This window comes from Cystobacter fuscus DSM 2262, assembly GCF_000335475.2.
Classification (GTDB): Bacteria; Myxococcota; Myxococcia; order Myxococcales; family Myxococcaceae; genus Cystobacter; species Cystobacter fuscus.
The window spans coordinates 1-20031 of the sequence record NZ_ANAH02000013.1; the positions used below are offsets into that span (position 1 = coordinate 1).

Annotated in this window: 11 protein-coding genes and 3 pseudogenes; 9 read left to right on the plus strand and 5 right to left on the minus strand. The window is 66.8% G+C overall.

Going from position 1 to position 20031, the window contains the following annotated elements:
* Both D187_RS22640 and D187_RS22645 read left to right on the plus strand, forming a co-directional pair.
* A partial coding sequence (locus D187_RS22640; protein ID WP_043431276.1) for a CHAT domain-containing protein occupies positions 1-2069 on the plus strand: 2069 nt, incomplete at its 5' end.
* 95 nt (positions 2070-2164) lie between these two features.
* A complete protein-coding gene (locus tag D187_RS22645; RefSeq protein WP_002625821.1) occupies positions 2165-3229 on the plus strand; it encodes an ADYC domain-containing protein in 1065 nt (354 codons plus the stop codon).
* Between the two features lie 22 nt (positions 3230-3251).
* Here the strand turns inward: D187_RS22645 and D187_RS22650 are convergent, their stop codons facing one another.
* Positions 3252-4187 carry a sigma-70 family RNA polymerase sigma factor gene (locus tag D187_RS22650; protein ID WP_002625820.1) on the minus strand — a complete coding sequence of 312 codons (936 nt, stop codon included), beginning with the start codon at positions 4185-4187 and terminating at the stop codon, positions 3252-3254.
* A gap of 90 nt (positions 4188-4277) precedes the next feature.
* Here D187_RS22650 and D187_RS22655 point away from each other — a divergent pair, with 90 nt between their 5' ends.
* From D187_RS22655 to D187_RS58830, 7 genes and pseudogenes are all read left to right on the plus strand, one after another.
* On the plus strand, positions 4278-8204 hold the full coding sequence (locus D187_RS22655; protein ID WP_002625818.1) for a bifunctional serine/threonine-protein kinase/formylglycine-generating enzyme family protein: 3927 nt from the start codon (positions 4278-4280) through the stop codon (positions 8202-8204).
* A 112-nt stretch (positions 8205-8316) separates the two neighbouring features.
* Positions 8317-8874, plus strand: a complete 558-nt coding sequence (locus tag D187_RS22660) for a hypothetical protein (protein ID WP_155893517.1) — start codon at positions 8317-8319, stop codon at positions 8872-8874.
* A gap of 35 nt (positions 8875-8909) precedes the next feature.
* Entirely contained in the window at positions 8910-9650 is a 741-nt protein-coding gene (locus D187_RS22665; RefSeq protein WP_002625814.1) for a hypothetical protein, read from the plus strand.
* A 153-nt stretch (positions 9651-9803) separates the two neighbouring features.
* Positions 9804-10195 (plus strand): annotated as a pseudogene (locus D187_RS52540) (transposase); the annotation flags it as partial.
* Between the two features lie 306 nt (positions 10196-10501).
* Positions 10502-11733: pseudogene (locus D187_RS52545) on the plus strand (IS701 family transposase).
* A 288-nt stretch (positions 11734-12021) separates the two neighbouring features.
* Complete coding sequence (locus D187_RS52550) at positions 12022-13512, plus strand: DUF6531 domain-containing protein (RefSeq protein ID WP_211241559.1); 1491 nt, start codon at positions 12022-12024, stop codon at positions 13510-13512.
* A 19-nt stretch (positions 13513-13531) separates the two neighbouring features.
* Entirely contained in the window at positions 13532-16309 is a 2778-nt protein-coding gene (locus D187_RS58830; protein ID WP_043431232.1) for an RHS repeat-associated core domain-containing protein, read from the plus strand.
* Positions 16310-16436: 127 nt separating this feature from the next.
* Here the strand turns inward: D187_RS58830 and D187_RS22685 are convergent.
* The 4 genes and pseudogenes from D187_RS22685 to D187_RS22700 form a co-directional block, all read right to left on the minus strand.
* Positions 16437-16643 (minus strand): annotated as a pseudogene (locus D187_RS22685) (IS66 family transposase); the annotation flags it as partial.
* A gap of 285 nt (positions 16644-16928) precedes the next feature.
* Positions 16929-18080 (minus strand): alkaline phosphatase PhoX, encoded by a 1152-nt coding sequence (locus tag D187_RS22690; RefSeq protein ID WP_002625804.1) that lies wholly within the window; start codon positions 18078-18080, stop codon positions 16929-16931.
* The gene (locus tag D187_RS22695) at positions 18077-18835 is read right to left on the minus strand and encodes a PDZ domain-containing protein (protein ID WP_155893519.1); all 759 of its coding nucleotides are present in this window, start codon (positions 18833-18835) and stop codon (positions 18077-18079) included. Before D187_RS22695 ends, D187_RS22690 begins: the two co-directional genes overlap by 4 nt.
* Positions 18836-18862: 27 nt before the next feature.
* Positions 18863-19678 carry an SGNH/GDSL hydrolase family protein gene (locus tag D187_RS22700; RefSeq protein ID WP_002625802.1) on the minus strand — a complete coding sequence of 272 codons (816 nt, stop codon included), beginning with the start codon at positions 19676-19678 and terminating at the stop codon, positions 18863-18865.
* Positions 19679-20031 lie beyond the last annotated feature (353 nt).

Sequence of the window (20031 nt, forward strand, 5' to 3'; positions counted from 1 at the left end):
GTTGTACGCGCGAGCCGAGCCAGGGATTGTACGTGCGGGCCGAGCCGCTCCTTCAGCGCGCCCTCACCCTCGGGGAAGCGGCGCTCGGCAAGAACCACCCCGACGTCGCCGGGGTGCTCAGCAACCTCGCCCTGCTTGCCTTGGCCCAGGGCGCGTCCGGCCGGGCCGGAGAACTCTGGGAGCGCGCCCTCGCCATCCACGAAGTGACGCTGGGCAGGAACCATCCCGATAACGTTCGGACGCTCAACAGCCTCGCCTTGATGCGCCAGGCCCAGCGGCGCCTCGGCGAAGCCGTGCCGCTCTTCACGCGCGCGTTCACCATCACCGAGCGTCGCCTGCGCCAGGAGGCGCTCGACTTCTCCGAGTCGCGCCTGGCCACCTTCCTCCAGCACCTGCGCGACCAGGACGAGTTGCTCTACGCGCTGCTGCGTGCCCATCCGGGAGATGCCGACATCCGACGCCTGGCCCTCGGCGGCGCGCTCCTGCTCAAGGGCCGCTCCGTCGAGGAGACCGCGGCCAGATCCCGCATCATCTATCGGAGCCTGAGCGCCCGGGAGCGCGACACCTTCGAGCAGCTGCGCGGCCTGCGCACCCAGCTCGCCACGCTGTCCCTCCAAGGCCCCGGCTCGCCTCCTTCCGCCGACTATCCCCAGCGCCTGCGGGCGCTCACCGAGCTGGGCGATGCCCTCGAAGCCGACCTGGCGAAACGCTCGGCGCCCCTGCGCGCCCTGACCGCGCTGCCGTCTCCCGCGGAGATCGTCGACCGCGTCGCCGCGGCCCTCCCCAAGGACAGTGCCCTCGTCGAGTTCATCGCCTACGCGGACCGCCCCTTGCTGCTCGAGCCCGGCATGCCCCTGTCAGAGGTCCCCAGCCAGCTTCGCTATCTGGCGCTGGTGCTCCTGCCCGATGCGGAGATCCGTGTCGTGGATCTCGGCCCCGCCGAGCCGATCGACCGTGCCGCCTCGCGCCTGCGCAGCGCCCTGGCCAACCGCGACGCCTCCTTCCAGGCCATGGCCCAGGAGCTCTACCGGCTCGCCTTCCGGCCTCTGCTGCCGCTGCTGGGCGGCACCCGCCGCCTGTTCCTCTCTCCCGACGGGCAGCTCGGTCTGGTGCCCTTCGCCGCCCTTCACGACGGCCGTGGCTTCCTCGTGGACACCTTCGACTTCACCTATCTCACCTCGGGCAAGGATCTGCTGCCCCGCACCGAGGGCGTGGCGACCTCACGCGCGGTGACCGTCTTCGCGGATCCGGACTTCAGCGTGCCCCCTCTGGCTCGTCCCACCCCCGCTGGGAGCGGGCCCGTGCTGGTCGAGCGCTCCACCACCGTCGAGCACTTCTTCTCCACGGCGCGCGCGGACCTGGGGGAAAGCGCCTGGGTGCCACTGCCCGGCACCCGCCGGGAGGCCGAGGGCATTCAACGCCTGCTTCCCCAGGCCCAGCTCTTCCTCGGGGCCGAGGCCTCCAAGCAGCGGCTGCTCAACGTGTCTCCTCCCGGCATCCTCCACCTGGCCACCCACGGCTTCTTCCTCGATGACGCGCCCGCTCCCGAGGGCTCCCGAGGCGTGGGCCACTTCGGCGCGATGGGAGACAAACCCCTCGCGCCGCGCCCCGCGGATCCGCTGCTGCGCTCCGGGCTCGTCCTGGCTGGCGCGCGAGCGGCGCCCGAGGACTCCAGCACGGCCAACGCGCTGGTGACGGCCCTGGAGCTGGCCGGCCTGGACCTGTGGGGCACGCAGCTCGTCGTGCTGTCCGCCTGCGACACCGGGCGCGGAGACGTCAAGCTCGGCCAGGGCGTCTACGGGCTGCGCCGGGCCTTCGTCGCGGCGGGAGCGGAGACGGTCGTCATGAGCCTGTGGAAGGTGAACGACGAGACGACACGGGTGCTGATGGAGGCCTACTACCGCCACCTGCTCGCCGGGCAGGGCCGGGCCGCCGCGCTGCGAGAGGCCATGCGCTCGCTGCGAGCCACCCGTGCCCATCCGCACTACTGGGCGCCCTTCATCGCCGTGGGCCGGGACGCTCCGCTGCGCGGACTGGGGCCCACCGCGCCGGAGCCACCGGAGAAATAGCCCGCGGATTCCGTGCATGATTGCCCAGGTCACCGGCTCCTTTCGTTGCGGGCGAGGGATTCACGCCCACCCCAACGAAATCGAAGGAGAGAGCCATGACCGCGATGAAAAGGTATCTGCTTGCCTGGGTGTGTCTTCAGCTGCCCATGATGGTGCACGCCGGGCAGCCCACGCCCACGAGCGCGGCCGCCCCGCTGTCCGATGCCGAGCGCTACGCACGGCGGTGCCAATCCCAGTCGCCCCACCGCACCGTCAAGCCCCAGGGCACGATGCTGTGGGGAACCCGGCGGGACTGGGACGTCGAGAAGGTCACGGACGAGCGCACCGGTGTGCTCGTCTCGGCGGACCTCGCCCCCTTGCGGCAGGCGGATGCCCAGGTGAAGTCCCTGTCGCTCGAGGGTGGCCGTCTGGTGGCCGCGGGCAAGGGCGTGGTCGGCACCGTGCTCCAGGGCACGGCGAGCGATGGCAAGCCGGTAGAGGTGGCCATCTGCGGCGCCGAGCCCTCCCCCGAGGATCCCGCGATGGTCTGGTACCGCATCGAAGCCTGGAACGCGCTGGCCCAGGAGTGGGAGAACCCCTGCGTCGCCCTGGCGAACGTGCCCGACCCCCGGGCGCTCGCGGTGAGCGGCACCTGGAACGCGAACGGCGCCCACCAGAAGGCCCGGGGCAAGCTCACCTTCGCCTGTGAGAACGGCGCCATCAGCAAGTGCATCCAGTGGGGCTACAAGCCCTGGGCCAGCCGCGACGGGCAATCGATGGCCGACCTCCACCAGGCCTGCACGCGCATGGCCCGCGCCGACTACTGCGGCAACGGCCGCAGCCACACGCACGAGAACACCACCATCGACATGTACGATCGGCTCGGCGTGATCGCTCGGACGACCGAGTCCTCGGCGCAGTGGGATCTCTCGCGGGCCTCCTTCGAGGCGGCCTGGGCGCCCGACGGGGCCACCTGCCTGTCCCGGACCCGCGACGGCCGCGCGCTGGAGACGGTCCTCAAGGAGTGCCCCAACCGCTTCCGCGCGGGCACGGCGCTCGACCTGGGCAAGGGAGATCGCTGCACGCTGCGGCGCACGGACGTGAACCCCGAGTCAGCGCTGCTGCGCAACCAGTCCTATGAAGCCTCGAAGGGCACCTCCGCCCAGGGCGAGGGCCCGTAGGACACCTCGTGGCGCCCCCACGTCAGTCTGGCTTGGGCGCCGGGGGCACCCCGTGCGCCTCACCCAGGAGCTGGCTGATGCTCAGCTCGAGCTTGCTGTCGAGCATGGCCAGGAAGCTCTGGAAGTCGCGGGGGGAGAGCCCCAGCCGCTCCTGCAGGCGATGGCGCGTCTCCTCGTAGATGCTCTGCCGTGCACTCTTCAACCAGCGGGAGACCGTCGATTGATTGACGCGAAAGAGCTCGGCCAGCTCGTACATCGAGAGTTGATCGACGAAGTAGAGGCGGAGCAGGTAGCGCTCGTCGGCCGAGAGCGCGCGGAAGGCTTCGTTCACGGCCTGGCGGAAATCGGCGTGGTAGCGCCGCTTCATGAGATCCAGCTCCGCATCGAGTCCTGGCGCCGGAATCATCTTTTCAATGTCGTCCATGTCCTCATCGGACGAAGGCTTCTCGGCGCCCTGCAGCTTGATGGCGAAGCGCGTGGCGGCGACATGCACCCAGCTCATCAGCGCCCCTCTCCCCGCGTACTCGGCGAGCTTCGGGGGTCCTTCGGGCGTGGTCACCAGGAGCTTCACGCGCGTGAGCTGGCAGACGTCGTCGAGCAGCGCCTCGGACAGCTTGGGACCCCTGAGCAGCTTCGGCAGCTTCGCGAGGTAGTTGCGCTCGAGCAGCTCGATGGCGGCGGGGAGCCCTCGCACGCAGGCGCACGCGAGGTAGAGCTCCGCCAGGGACAACTGCGCGAGAATCGGCTCGAGGGGACTGTCCGGCTGCTCCTTGGGCAGCCGCTCGGCGATGTGGGTCACGAACGATTCGGAGGGGAGTTCCACCGCCGGCCACCGCGCGCGGGAGGTCTCCCAGGCGTGGACGAGCAGGCCTTCGAGAGCGGTGGTATCCACGGAGGGAACGATGCGCACCTTCGCGTGCGCGAGAAACGTCGCGGCCAGCCCATGCACCTGTGCCATTCCCAGTTTTGTATCATGTGCTTCGCCGGGGTGGCAATGCGTGCCATTGATTGCCATCTGTTCCGTGAATAGCCTGAGTTCATCGATTCCATGCGCCAGTCCACTTCCAACGACCACGTGACGAACGCCGTCAATTGCCTGACGGATGATGTCCTGGTGGATCTCCTCGATGGCAGGTTGCTGGACGAGGCGCTGGCCCGGGCCCACCGGCATGCCGCGGGGTGTGACGCCTGCCGGCTCCTCCTCGCCTCGGTCTCGCGGGGGGGGTTGGGAACGGGGAGCGATGTACCGGAATCTTCCGCTCCGCCCGGCATTGGCGTGGAGGAGCCGGGCCTGTCCTGGACACCGCCCGGGGTGTTCGACGAGTTCCGCCTCGAGCGTGTGCTCGGCAAGGGAGGCATGGGCATCGTCTACCTGGCGCACGACACCTCACTGGACCGGCGTGTGGCGGTGAAGTTCATCGCCTCGAGCCAGCCCGAGCCCTGGGTTCGTGCATACTTCGAGACCGAGGCTCGAGCGATCGCCCGGCTGCAGCACCCGAACGTCGTCAATGTGTTCCGCGTCGGCGAGGTCAACGGGCACCCGTACATCGTCTCCGAGTACGTCGTCGGACAGAGCCTCGCGCAGCTGCCGCTCCCCGTGCCGTGGCGCCGGGTCCTGGCGCTCGGCGTCGGCCTTGCCCGGGGGCTCGCGGCGGCGCACCGGCAGGGAGTGCTGCACCGCGACATCAAGCCTTCCAACGTCCTGCTCACCGGGGAGGGCGAGGTGAAGCTGCTCGACTTCGGCCTGGCCGAGAGTTTCGAGCCGGGCGCGGCCGCCCCCTCTTCCAGCATGAACCAGCTCGCCGGCACGCGGCCCTACATGGCGCCCGAGCTGTTGAAGCGTGCTCCGGCGACTCCCCGAAGTGACCTCTATGCCCTGGGCGTCGTGCTCCACGAGCTGTGCACGGGTGAGCTGCCCCCGCGGGTTGGAAGCGGAGCGGAGGTCGATCCGGACTTCGTGGCGATCATCGCGCGGTGCCTCGCGCACGAACCCCTCGAACGCTTCGCCTCGGCCGAGGCGCTGTGCGAGGCCCTCGAGCGCCTCGAGTGGCTCAGCGCCCCCGCGCCCCTGGCCGCCAGCAATCCCTATCGGGGACTGGCGCCCTTCGAGGCCGAGCACCGGGCGCTCTTCTTCGGACGCGATGCCGACATCCACGCCGTGCTCGAGCGCCTGCGCCACCGGCCGCTCGTCCTCGTCGCCGGGGACTCCGGCGCTGGCAAGTCCTCGCTGTGCCGCGCCGGCGTGCTGCCCCGGATGGAGGCGGCGCCGCGGGACGGAATCCGTGAGCTGACCACGGTGACACTGTGGCCCGGCCACCGCCCGCTCGAGGCCCTGGCCGCCGCGCTCGCGCCCGTCCTGGGCCAGGGGGAGGAGGAGCTCTTCACCATGCTCGAGCAGACGCCGGCCTGGCTCGGGCGGGCCCTGCGCGAGGCCCACCAGGACGGGCGGGGCCTGGTCCTCTTCGTGGACCAGCTCGAGGAGCTCATCACCCTGTCGGATCCGGTGCAGGCGGCGCACTTCGCCCGCCGCCTCGGCGAACTGGCCCTGCCTTCCTCGGGCGTGCGCGTGCTCCTGGCGGTGCGCGGTGACTTCCTGACGCGCCTGTGTGCGCTGCCCGGCCTGGGCGAAGAGGCCGAGCGGGCGCTCTACGTCCTGCGTCCCATGTCTCCCGAGGGGGTGCGCGAGGCCATCGTCGGGCCCGCGCGCGGCCAGGGCGTGGCCTTCGAATCCGCCGAGCTCGTCCAGACGCTCGTCGAGTCCACGGCGTACGGTGCGGGCAGCCTGCCCCTGCTCCAGTTCGCGCTCGCCGAGTTGTGGGAGCGGCGCAACCCGGCGGGAGGCCGCATCACGCGGGCGGCGCTCGAGGAGATGGGGGGAGTGGCCGGAGCGCTGTCGCGGCACGCGGACGGGGTGCTCGCGCGCCTGAGTCCCACCGAGCACGAGGCGGCGCGCAGCCTGCTCCTGCGGCTCGTGACGGGGGAGGGCACGCGCGTCGAGCGTACCGAGGCGGAGCTCGTCGAGGACTCGGAGGGGGCCTCCCGCGCCGCCCTTCGCGCGCTCATCGAGGGCCGCCTCCTGCATGCGCGCACCGCGGGGGGCCAACCACGCTGCGAGATCGCCCACGACTCGCTCATCGACAGCTGGGGCACGCTGCGAGGCTGGCTCGACGACGACATCGGCCATCGCGCGGTGCGCAAGCGGCTCGAGGCGGCGAGCGTCGAGTGGGAGCGCCTGCTGCGCGCCAGGGAGGCCCTCTGGGGGCAGCGTCAGCTCGACGAGGCGAGTCCGCTCGCGCCCTCCACCCTGGGCCCCCGCGAGCGGGCTTTCCTCCTCGCCTCCCATCGCGCCGTGACGCTCCAGCGTTGGAGACGCTGGCTCGCCGCGCTCGTCATCGCCCTGGCCTTCGCCGCCGTGTGGGGGGTGCCTCGCCTGCGGGATGCGCGCTTCGTCGCCGCCCTGGTGGACACGGCGCGGGAGCAACTCGTCACGGGCCGTGCCCTCGCCCAGAAGGCCAGCACGCGCAGAGAGGAGGCGATGGCGTTGTTCGACGGCCGGCCCTCCCTGGCCAACGGTCCCAAGGCCCTGCGGGGCCCCGATGAGCTCAGGAAGGCCGCCGAGAAGCGATGGGACGAGGCGCTCGCCTTGCGCGATCAGGCCCAGGCGGCCTATGCCCGCGCGAGCCAGTTCCTCGACCAGGCCCTGGATCGGGATCGCGCCCATGAGGAAACGCGCCGGCTCATCGCGGAGATGACCTATGAACGCGTCCTGCTCGCGGAGCGCTTCCACCAGCAGCGCGAGCGCGACGAATGGGCCCAGCACCTCATGCGATGGGGGGTGACCGGCACCTCGAATGAGGGCTCGGAGTGGCGCCAACGGCTCCTGGCCCCGGCCGAGCTCGAGCTCGTGACGGAGCCTCCCGGCGCACGCGTGAAGCTCGAGCGCTACACCGACGTGCAGGGCACGGGGCACCTCGAGCCCGTCGTGGCGGAAGACGACCTGGGCCCCACCCCCTTGTCCCGCCTCGAGCTGCCCGCGGGTTCCTACCTCCTCCACGTCACGCATCCGGGCCGGGTGCCGGTGAGAGTGCCCCTGCTCCTCACGCGCGGCGCCCACGAGAAGGTTCGCCTCGTGCTCCCCACCTCGGTGCCCGCCGGCCATGTCTACATCCCGCCGGGCTGCTTCCTGCTGGGCAGCGCCGAGCCGGAGGAGGTGCGGACCTTCATGCTCAGCTCGCCGCTTCACCGGCTCTGCCTCCAGGAGGGCTATCTCATCGGTCAGCGGGAGGTGACGTTCGGCGATTGGCTGGCCTACCTCGACTCGCTGCCCGCGGATGCGCCCGCGAGACGGATCCTCGAGCAGCCACGCTTCAGCCCCACCGGGGCCATCACGCTGCGGCGGCAACCCGGCACCGGGTGGATCTTCTCCTTCTACCGTTCGAGCGAGGACGTCTTCTCGGCGAAGGAGGGGGAGACGTTCCACTACCCGGGGCGGACGCGGCGCGACACCGCGGACTGGCGCCGGTTTCCCCTGTCCGGCGTCTCCTCCGAGGACCTGGCGTCCTACTTCTACTGGCTCGACCGCTCGGGGCGTCTGCCCGGAGCACGCCTGTGCACCCAGAACGAGTGGGAGTACGCCGCCCGTGGCGCGGATGGCCGCCGCTACCCGCATGGCGACCAGCTCCAGCCCGACGACGCCAACATCGACACGACCTATGACCGGCAGCCCACGGCCTTCGGGCCCGACATGGTCGGCTCCCACCCGGCCTCGGTGAGCCCCTTCGGACTGGAGGACATGGCCGGCAACGCCTTCGAGCTCACGCGCTCGGTGACCCCGGAGTTCGGGCGCGTCGTCCTCCGGGGCGGCGCCTGGTACTACGACGACTTCGGCGCGCACATCGCGAACATCTCCGTGGGAGATCCGACGGCACGCGACGCGGCGATCGGCGTGCGCGTCTGTGCGTCATTCTCTCCGTGACACGGGGAGGCGGAAATCCCCCGGAAAACAACCCGCGGAATTCCGTGCATGATTTTCCCGCTCGCCGGCTCATCCCCCATGCAGGTCATCCACTTCAATGGGGGGAAACCACATGAACCCGGCATCTCTGTCTGTCGCACCCCTCCTCGGACCGGGGAGGGTGGGTCCCCTGGCGACGCTCGTGCTCCTCACCGGGCTCGTCGTGGGCATGCCCGGCGAGGCGCGGGCCCAGGCGCCGGACGAGCCGCGGGCGGTCGGTGAGTTCTTGCTCATCAGCAAGGACGGAGAGCGCATCAAGGGTCACGGCGGCGCCCTGACGTCGACCCGGTTCACCGGCATCTCGGCGGACGGACAGACGCTCGACTTCCTCCCGGACGACATCGGGACCCTCTATCGCCATGAGGGTTCGTACGCGGGGCCTGGGGCGATGTACGGCGCTGGCTTCGGGCTGCTGCTCACCGGCACCGTCCTCCTGAGATACGGCATCGAGAGTCCCGCCTTCTTCCGCGATGAGTCCGCCGCGGGCGTTTCCCTGGGATTGCTGGGCGGGAGCGCGCTGCTGGGAGCGCTCGTCGGGCTCGCGATCGGGGCGGGGCAGAGCCGTTGGAGCGTCGAGCCCCTCGTTGCCCCGGGCCAGCAGGTCTCCCTGAACCTGTCGCATTCCCTGTAGCCACCCACCTCGTCACACCCTGGAGATACAGCCCCATGAACATGTCTATCCTGTGCAGGATGGGCGCCGCGGTCCTCCTCATGAGCCTGGTCGGATGCGCTCCCGCGCGCATGTCGCTCAAGCCCTCGTTCTGGAAGGAGACCCAACTCAAGGTCGGTGTCGCGACCCTTCCGCCCCAGAAGTTCGCGGCCTACCGCGCCGGCAGCCAGGGACTGATGGACATGGCCATCAACTCCGCCATGGCCGGTAGCCTGGAGGCGCATCTCCAGAGCATGGATGCCAGCAAGTTCGCGGCCGTGGCCGACCAGTATGTGGAGAGGCTCACCGAGCGAGGCCTCAACGCCCGGAAGCTCGACAAGCCGGTGAATCCCAACCTGTTGCAGTCCTTCAGCGCGCCGGGGTCCGGTGAGTTCGCGGAGAAGGACATGCGGCCGCTGGCCGAGAAGGAGGACATCGACATGCTCATCCTGCTCTCGCTCCAGCAGTGTGGGACCATCCGGAAGTACTACGGCTTCATCCCCCTGGGGGCCCCGGAGGCCGTCTGCGTGAGCAAGGGGGAGATGATCAACCTGAAGACGAACGAGATCGCGTGGCGTGCCTACCCGGAGATGAGCGAGGCCATGCTGCCGGTCGAGGGCGAGTGGGATCAGGCCCCGGACTACCGGAACGTCACGCGGGCCGTTGACCGGGCCATGAGCCAGGCCCAGCTCTTCCTGCTCAAGGAGTTCTTCGGCTCGGCCCGGGGCGGGACCGCCGTCAGCCAGTCTCGGCGGTAGTGTGTGAAGCCGCGGTGCGCTCGCGAGAGCACGAGGGGGGGAGCTCTGGAGTTGCCGCGGCTGAAATGGACCCGGACGAGCAATTCGTGGCTCGTCCGGGTCCAGGGTTTTTGTCCGGATTGGAGCCAGCGCACGCGAACCTGCGCACCGCGCCCCCTGCCTCCGTCTACTCTGCCCCGAGTGCTTGGCGTGGATGACTGGGCCTGGCGCAAAGGACGCACCTACGGCTCCCTCCTGGTTGATTTGGAGACTCACCGCGTCGTCGACTTGTTTCCCGACCGGTCCGCGCCCACTCTGACTTCCTGGCTCCGTCGTCATCCTGGCGTTGACGTGGTGATGAGAGACCGCTCGACAGAGTATACGCGCGCAGTGGCGGAGGGGGTGCCCCATGCCCAACAAGTCGCGGACCGCTGGCACTTGCTGCTCAATGGGAGGCAGATGGTGGAACGCTGGTTGGCCGGGGCGCATGCTCGTCTACGTGCATTGCCGCCAGTCGCGGGGTCCACGACCGCGCCAGGCGCCGTCACGCCAGTTTTCCGCGCTCTCTAATACTACAGTTGGGCTTTCTGGAGCGGACAGAGAACGACCCGTCAGCCCTGACCTGACTGCCGCTGCGATGACCTCCCTTCCGCCCTCGTTCGTGGGCCGCTGCGGCCTCCCTTCAGTCTCGAGGTAACGCAGCCCCAGGGCAAAGCAACTGCGGAAGTGGGGTGAAGGGCCCCACCTGTCTGGTGGGGAGCCAGGAGAGGAAGCGAAACGCGGGAGAGGGTGACGCCAGAAGTGGCGTGGTTACAACCCATGGGAGAAGTCACTTTCCCCTGGGGGCCGCCATGTCGAGCAGCGCGAGCGTCTTGAGCAACAAGGAAGAAACAGTTCTCGTCGGGAAATGGGAAGAAGAGTGGCGTCGTGTGCGGGAGTGGGTCCAGCCTCACTTCGCGCGTCCGGAGACACGCGCCACGGCGGAGGCCCTGCTGCAAGGGCTGCTGGCACGAGTGGAGCGCAAGAACTCCTGGGGCCTGAGTGAGGAGGCGGGCCGGCAGACGCCCTACGCCTTTCAACATCTGCTCAATGGAGCGCAGTGGGACGAAGAGGCCCTGCGGGACGACGTGTTGACGTATGCCCGGCGGCGACTGGGCGAGGGGGGAGTATTGGCCGTGGATGAGACGGGCTTCTTGAAGAAGGGGGACAAGTCCGCGGGAGTGGCGCGGCAGTACAGCGGCACGGTGGGCCGGGTGGAGAATTGCCAGGTAGGTGTCTTCCTGGCCTACGTCACCGACCAGGGGCACACCCTGGTGGACCGCGAGCTTATGTGCCTGAGCACTGGTTCGAGGAGCCGGAGCGCTGTCGCCAGGCGGGAATCCCCCCGGAGGTGGGATTCCAAACCAAGCCAGACCTGGCGCGAGTCATGCTTGAGCGGGCGTTGGGCGCGGGGCTCCGTCCGGCGTGGGTAGTGGGAGATGAAGTGTATGGCCGGGATGGAGAGTTGCGACGCTTTCTGGAGAGCCAGTCGCAGCGGTATGTGCTGGCGGTGGCCTCCAATACCTACGCCTGGCGCGGAGAGGCCCACGTGCGCGCGGGCGAGGTGCTGGAGGAAGTGAAGAGGCCAGAATGGACGAGGATGTCGGCGGGAGCGGGAGCCAAAGGACCGAGGTTGTATGAGTGGGCGCGTGTCCAGCTCAATTCGCCAGCGAGGGGACAGGCGAGATGGTTTCTGTTTCGCAGAAGCCTGACGGAGGAGACGGAGGTAGCGCACTACCTGGTGCATGCACCAGCCACGACGTCGCTGGAGGCCATGGTGGAAGCGGCGGGAAAGCGCTGGCCGATAGAGGAATGCTTCGAGTCGGCGAAGGGAGAGATAGGACTGGACGACTATGAAGTGAGGAAGTGGCGAGGGTGGTATCGCCACATGACGCTGTGCATGGTCGCACATGCATTCCTGGCCGCCGCGCGAGCGGAGGCCAATGCGCTCGAGGAGGAGAAACAAGGCCCAAAACGCCTGGGCCCGCCGCACCGGAGAAGTCGCAGGGGAGCGTTTCGACGGCGGCGAGGCCTCTTCTCATCCGCTTCAGCCTTCAGGAAGTGAGACGACTGTTGTGGAAACTCGCTCGGTGGGTGGTGCAACCCGCGGTGGACTTCGTCCTGTGGTGGAGCCGCTGGCGGCGCCACCATCAGGCCGTTGCCAAACTCTGCCATTACCGCCGCAGGGCCCCCAGAACCAACAACGTCCAACTGTAGTACTAGAGAAGAGATGCTTCTGGTGTTGAGTTTTCAACGTTTACTGCAAGGATGCGCACGCCGCCAACCGCTCTACTGTAGGGTTTTGTCCTTTGCGCTCTCGGGGTGAGAGCTTTGCCGCAAGGAGAACGGACGCGTGCGTTATCTACCTTTGGCCATTGCAGTCAGCATGGTCCCTTGGGTCTCTCAGGCTTGCACTCTAAAATTCACCTCTCCAGGTGATGGTGCAACGGTCAGAAGTGCGGCAATTACTGTCTATGGTGTTGGCGGTGCCGATGCCACTGAAGGTGACTTCGGAACAGTCACTGCCACTCTGAATGGGGCATCTTTTTTCAACTACTCCGGATCATTTACCGCCGCCGTATCATTCCTTCAGAGTCGAGGGGTAGGGGTGACGCTTCGCCCCGGGCAGAACTTCCTGTTTGTGAGCGGAAGCGTAGGCGGCTGCTCTGCCACCGATACGATGACCATCACTTATGATCCCGAGGTGACCCAAGCCAAGAACAAAGGGGCGCCTCCTCCGGAGTCATGCCATGGCAATCCAATCAACACGGCGATCGGGAACAAATACCAAATTGAAAGCGACTACCAGAGCACTACGTCCCCGGGGCTGAGGTTTGAGCGCAGCTACAACAGTTTTGATGGGTTCTGGAGACACAACTATTCGGCCAGGCTGGTGCTTGCCGCTAGCTCCATACGGCTCATCCACGCAGATGGACGTGAAGTGGAATTTGCTCGCGCCGGTAGCACCGCCATCCCCGCGGTCGATGAGCTTGGCAGCTTGACTGAAAGCTCAGGCACTTGGACTTATAAGTCCCCTGATCAAGAGACTCTTCAGTTTGACTCTCAAGGGCGAATTATTTCGCTCCAGAACTTCGCGGGGCGAAGCCTGACATTCACCTATGCCGACCGGACTGTCACGGTCGCCAGTGATACGGAGCAGGCCCTCTCGTTCACTCAGGACGATAGATATCAACCGCTTACCCTTTCTGCTCCCGGTGTATCGGTTCAGTACAATTATGATGTGCAGAAAAGACTGATCTCACTATCAAAGTCCTATGGTTCAACAATCGTGAGCCGGAGCTTTCTGTACGAGAACATGACCTACCCGCGCTTCCTGACCGGCATCGTCGACGAGAAGGGGGTTCGCTTTGCATCATGGAGTTACGACAGTGCAGGCAGGGCTACTTCAAGCTCTCATGGTGACGGGGTTGAGAACATCACCGTTGACTACAACGCTGATGGCTCTTCCACGGTCACCAATGAGTTCGGCAAGAAGACGACCTATCGCTATCAAGTGATCCAGGGCGTCAAGAAAGTCGTGGCGATTGAAGGTGAGCCTTCGGCGAACTGCCCTGCAAGCAACTCGACCTATACCTATAACACCCGAGGCTTGTTGGTCAGCAAAACCAATAACAAGGGCCACGTCACCACCTACAACTACAATGAGCGAGGCCTCGAGATATCGCGTATCGACGCCTTCGGCACGCCGCAGGCACGGACGATCACTACCACTTGGCACCCTACCTTGTTCCTGCCAGCAACGATTGCCGAGCCCAACAGAACCACCACCTACACCTACGACGACAAAGGACGCCCACTCAGCCAGAGCGTAAGCCAGCGCTGAGCTGCAAAAGGACTTGAACATGGACTTTAGGAACTACCGTCTGAGCGTGCTTGCGCTCGCCCTGGCCGGCACCCTCAGTGCTACCAGCCTGCAGGCTGCGCCACGCAACTGGAGCTACACCTACACTGCCACCGGGCAGATCAAGACCGCGGATGGCCCGCGCACGGATGTGCAGGACATCACCCGTTACGCCTACGACGCCCAGGGCCACCTGACCACCGTCACCAACGCCCTTGGCCACGTGACCCAGCTGTCGAACTTCGACACCTACGGCAACCCGCTGACCATCGTCGACCCTAATGGGGTGACCAGCACGCTCACCTATACCCCGCAGGGCTGGCTGGCCTCGGTCGGCGTTGGTGGCAGCACCACCAGCTTTGAGTACGACGCCATCGGCCAGACCACGAAGGTCACCCGCGGCGATGGCAGCTGGCTGGCCTACACCTGGGACGATGCCCGGCGCCTGACCAAGGTCACCAACAACCTCGGCGAGCAGGTGGAGTTCGACCTCGATGCCATGGGCAACCGCACCGCCCAGCGCATCAAGGACGCCTCCAACAACCTCACTCAGCAGCAACAGTGGGTGTACGACGAGCTCGGCCGCCTGTTGCGCTCGGTCGGGGCTGGCGGGCAGACCCACAGCCAGCAGTACGACCTCAACGACAACCCCACAACCAACACCAACCCGCGCCAGTTCAGCCACACCCAGGCTTATGACGCGCTGGATCGCCTCGTATCCAGCACCGACCCGCTCAACGGGGTCACTGCGCTGGGTTACGACGCCCAGGACAACCTGCGCCAAGTCGTCGACCCGCGCGGCGTCACTACCCGCTATGAGTACGACGGCCTCGGCAACCTTACCAAGTTGATCAGCCCCGACACCGGCACCACCACCTACCTGCACGATGCTGCCGGCAACGTGATCCAGAAGACTGATGCCCGCGGCGTGGTCACCACCTACAGCTACGACGCCCTCAACCGAATCACCAGCCGCCGGTACCCGGCCACGCCCACGCTCAACGTCCAGTACCACTACGACATGACTGCTGATGGCAACAAGGGCATCGGTCGGCTGACCGCCGTGAAGGACGCCAGCGGCGTGTTCGGCTACAAGTACGACGAGCGCGGCAACTTGGTGAAGCAGATCCGCTCGGTGAAGGTGCTGGGGGCGGACCAGTATGACACGCTCGGCTACGTCTATGACGCGGCCAACCGTCTGACCCGCATCGACTACCCGGCCGGCTTCAGAATCCACTACAACCGCAACGCCGCCGGCCAGGTGAACCGAGTCGGTTTCGCCGTCGGCAACGCCGCGCCCACCGCCCTGGTCAGCAACATCAGCTACGCACCTTTCGGACCGCTGAAGAGTCTGACCTGGAACAACGGCGTCGCCCTGACTCGTACCTATGACCAGAACTACCAGTTCACCGCCCAGCAGGTCGGTAACTGGCAGAGCACCTACGCCCACGACGCCAACGGCAACATCACTGGGTACAGCCACAGCCTCTTCGGCAGCCTCGACTATCAGTACGACCCCCTCGATCGCCTGACTCAGGAAAAGGACGCCGGCAGCAAGAATGCCTACGCCTACGACGCCACCGGCAACCGCACCTCGCGCACCACCTACAGCATCACCGATGGCACCGAGACCCAGACCGCCAAGCAGACGCTGCAGTACGCCGCCGACAGCAACCGCCTCAGCCAGCGCAGTACCAGCTACGCGGTGGAAGTAGATGCCGCCGGTAACTACATCCGCTATAGCCAGAGCCGACGTCACACCTACGATGATCAAGGTCGACTGTCCAGCGTGCTGAATTCTGCTGGTGAAACGATGGTCTCCTACGTTTATAACGCGTTCGGTCAAAGGGTTTTGAAGGATGTGCAGCAAGGCAGTACGCACTACCCCTACGCCTACTTCTACGGCCCGGATGGCCAAGTCTTGGGCGAGGTGAAGTACAGCAACACTGGCAAGAAAACCACGGCCAGCTATTACGTGTGGCTCGACAACCTGCCTATCGCGCAGATCGATCTGAGCTACGACAACACGGGCAGCACTGTCACCAACACCACCCTGACTTACCTGCACAGCGACCACCTCAACACCCCGCGCTTGGCCACCGACCAAGGCGGCAACTTGGTATGGAGTTGGCAGAGCGATGCTTTTGGTGTGGGGCAGCCTAACAACCACGGCACCAACATCGATGTGATCCTGCGCTTCCCTGGCCAGATAGCCGACGCCCATAGCGCCCTCTACTACAACTACTTCAGGGACTACGATCCGGAGACAGGACGGTATGTAGAAAGTGACCCGCTCGGGCTTGAAGCGGGTCTCAATACCTATGGATATGCTCTGGGGAGTCCATTGATCTATGTCGATCCCTACGGGCTCGACATCACCAATCCTGCAGATTGGCCGCAACTACCGTCAGGTTTCGCTGAGTGCGTAGAAGAGCGTCGCTGGGATTGGGGGCAATTGGGGCCACAAGGAGCTAATGAGAAGACAGTGGTCGGACATGCCGGCACTGCAGGAAACCTTGCCAATAGTGCAGGTAATGCGGCTGCTGGAGCGACCGGGTCAGGTATTAGCTCGGCTTCCCATCAAACGTCATGGCAACACCGTGTTGGCTCCAATATTGGACAGGCAGCGCAGAAAGCCGAGAATGGCCGCCGGTTCGGACCGACCCAGGCTCGTATCAGTGGATACGGAAAAGCGGCTGGACGCTTGGCCATCCTTCCTACTATCTGGGAAGGGTATTGGGACATAGGCTCCATGGTTTATTGCGCGTGCTCGCGTTGATGGTGAGGAGTTGGGGAATGGAAGCACTTGTTTTCTTGCTTGTTGTCGTTCTAGCGATCTGTGGATAGCTATACGGACAACGTAAGGCGAAGCAGGAGGTCAACGAGCGCTGTAACCGTTCACCGACTCAGGCCGCGTTGGAGAGCTGAACCGACGCCTGAGCGGGCAGCAGCGAGGGGGTTGAAAGGCCACGTCGATGTGCTTGGAGGGTGTGGGTCAGGAAGTCCAACACGCCACGCCGTTGCAGCTTGAGCGTGGTGACGGTGGTGAGGATACGCTCCACGAAGCGGCTGCCCTCGGGGCCTTGCGTTCCGAAGGATGTCTTCCTGTACATCTCGAGGCGGTGAATCCCAACCTGCTGCGGCCCTTCACCGCGCCGGGGTCCGGCAAGGGGGAGATGATCAACCTTCGGCGGTAGTGTGTGAAGCCGCGGTGCGCTCGCGAGAGCACGAGGGGGGGAGCTCTGGAGTTGCCGCGGCTGAAATGGACCCGGACGAGCAATTCGTGGCTCGTCCGGGTCCAGGGTTTTTGTGCGGTATTTCCAAGGAACCCTGCGCCGAGGAGTCGGGCCCCGCGCCCCGGTGCCGCCCGAGGGCCGCGCACCGGGGCAGGAGGGCTGTCAGCGGAAGGGACCCGTCACTTCATAGGTGAGGCCCAATCCGTTGTTCCCCCGCTGCGAGCTGAAGTAGAGCCGCTGGCCATCCGGGCTGAAGGCGGGGCCCGTGAGCTCCGAGCCCCCTTGGCCCAGCACCTGAAGGAAGAGCGACACCACGCGCTCCGGGGTGATGAGGCCCAGCTGGAGATCCCCTCCGTCCTCGACCACGTAGAGATCGCCCGACCGGGAGACCACCACGTTGTCCACGCCGCTCAGCGGCGAGTCCGGGTAGAGGTCATCGTCGTAGAGGACCTCCAGGCGCGAGTTGGCCACGGTGTAGGCCCAGACGCGGTTGTCACCCTTGGTGGTGAAGTAGACGGTGCCCGAGTCGTACCAGCACCCCTCGCCTCCGTTGAACGCCGTGGTCAGGAACGCGGTGGGCTGCAGGGCGGCGGGCAGCAGCGCGGAGACCCGCACCCAGCTCACCGGGCCGCCCGTGAGGGGATTCGAGCGGAAGCGGGCCGCCTCCAGGATGCCTCCCGACAGCGAGGGCCAGGAGGAGGGCGTGAAGCGGTAGAAGCGCCCGTTGGTCCGGTCCTCCGTCAGGTAGAGGCGATGGCCATCCGGATCGACCGCGACCGCCTCGTGGGTGAACGTGCCCAGGGCTGGACGGCTCACGCCCTGCGAGGGTTGCAGCGGATCGCACTCGAAGACGCGGCCTCCTTCGAACTCCTCGCAGGACAGCCAGGTGCCCCAGGGCGTGGGGCCGCCCGAGCAGTTCGCCAGGGTGTTGGAGAGGATGCGGTAGGCGTCGACGATGTCTCCGTTCCCGTTGAAGCGAATCGCCGAGGCCCCGCCGGGGATGAACTCGCTGTTGGAGGTGTACACCCAGCCTCCCTCGGGCGTGGCGAAGCAGGCGCCGCCGTCCGGGTTCAAGTGCCAGGGGTAGCTCGTCCCCGGGACGGGATCGCCCGTCCGCGCGATGAGCCGCGAGCTGAAGCCCGCGGGCAGCAGGAGGCCGTTGCCGTCGGGTGTGTCGGACAGGGGCCCGTAGGGGCTGGGACCGGGCTCGGCTGGGGAGGCATAGGCGCGCCGCCAGAAGGCCGGGCCCAGCGCGAGCGCTCCACCCCCGAACATGGACCACCGGAGGAAGTGTCGCCGGTTCACGGAGCTCATGGGCGGTCCACCGTGAACGTGAGGGTCTGGAAGGAGGCCTCGCGGTACATCTGGAGGTTCACCGTGCCGCCGGGTGTGGACAGTCGATCGGCCAGGGCTCCCAGCTGGTCAGGGGAGAGCGGCTCTCCATTCATGCGCAAGAGCAGGTCTCCCTCGTGGAGGCCGAGCCGTGCGAAGACTCCGTTCTCCTGGACGTGGGTGAGCCGGAGGGCGGGCCGCGGAAACACCGTCACGGTCTCCGCCTGGGCGCCCAGGCCGTACTGGCCGCGGAGCTGCGACACCACGCTGCCTTTCACCTTCCAGTGGAGCCGGCCCTCGTGGACGGCGGCCGTGTCGAAGAGGTGGCGGATGACGCGCAAGGACACCTCCCGGCCCACCGGGAGCAGTTGGGAGCCCTTGGGCCCCGTCAGCTGGAGCCCCGCGGAGGTGATGGCCGTCACCCGGAGGTTGCGGCCCAGCAGCTCCCCCACGTGCAGGTTGCGCGTCTCCCAGGTCGACGTGTCCGCCAGCGTCGCGAAGGACTCGGTTCGGACGGGATTGAGCTGGACTCCGAAGAGGCGATAGCGGGCGGTGCGCGCCTCATACGCCGCCGCCGCGGCGCCTGGCTCCGGCGCCAGCAGGCCCGAGAGCTCCGACTCGCTCACCCCCGTGCTCGGCGTCTCCCCGGCGGCGCTCTCCGGAGGAAGCGTTTCGGTGGAGCAGCCAGCGAGCGTTACCACCGCCATTCCCCATAGCAACACAGACAAGCTCTTCATGGTGATTCCCCCCAGGGTTGGATGCCGTTACTCGAAGCACTCCCCGACGGCGCCCGCGCCATTCGGGGTGGTGGCCCAGACCGCGCACGCCAGCTTTCGCTGCGCCGACACGCTGGCGTGGAAGCAGTCGGTGTCGTTGATGTCCGACGCGCGGAAGACGTATGTGCCCACCGAGGTGTTCTGGAAGCCCTCCTCGATGGAGCCCTGCCAGTCCGCCACGAAGTGCACGCCTCGCGGGTTGCGGCCGTCGGCGTTGGCCTCGTAGAGCTCGACCTCGGCGCGGATCGCCGCGTTGTACTCATTGATGCGGGCACCGATCTGCGCTCGCCGGGCGCCGCTCGTCTCCGCGGTGACGATGCGGCAGATGCCCACGGCGGGCCAGATGATGTAGGGGCAATGCAGGCTCTTGGCCTTTCCGGCGGCATAGAGGAAATCCACCCGAGGCACGCTCAGCACGTGCACCGTCGCGCCCGGCGGGAGGCATGCCGCCAGCTGATCCAGCCCCGCGCGCAGTGCGTTCACCCAGGTGTCGAGCGAGTACATGTTCGCGGTGGCATCCGAACTGGAGGATCTCGACCGGTTGCACACGTCGTTGGAGCCCAGGAGCACGGGGACATGCTGGGGCTTCTCCTCCTGCGCGCAGACCCGCGACGCCTGGACCGCGAAGTTGTTGCTCCCGCCCACCATCTCCGCGCCCGAGACGGACTCGGGCTGCTGGGTGAAGGAGGGGACGAGCTCCTGATACCGCATGAAGATGGAATAGACGCTGCCGGAGGTGCCCTGCACCCAGCTCAGCTCCGGGCGATCCGCGGGCCACCCATCCGCGAGTGCGCCTTGGGACATGCTGTCTCCCACGTTGGACTGCTTGGTGGGGAGCTCGGCTCGTGCCACACCTGCCAGGAGCCCCGCGGTTACCGCGCAGAAAATCTGCACTCGACATGCTTTCAAGACATGTTCCTCCGGTGAGTAGAAGCACTGCGGCGTGTTATAGGGATGGTCTGGCGCGCCACATCCGTCCGCGAGGCAGACGCGTTGGCCATCACACGAGGACGAGCGCGGAAATCCACTGGTGGTCTTCCCCTGCGCTGGGAGTCGTGGGAGGTGATGCCTGGTGAGCAGGGGAGGGCGGGGAGGGCCCTCGCGGGTCGGTCTTCCCGCTACCGTCTACCCCGAACTGAAGCGCGGGCTCGCGGGCC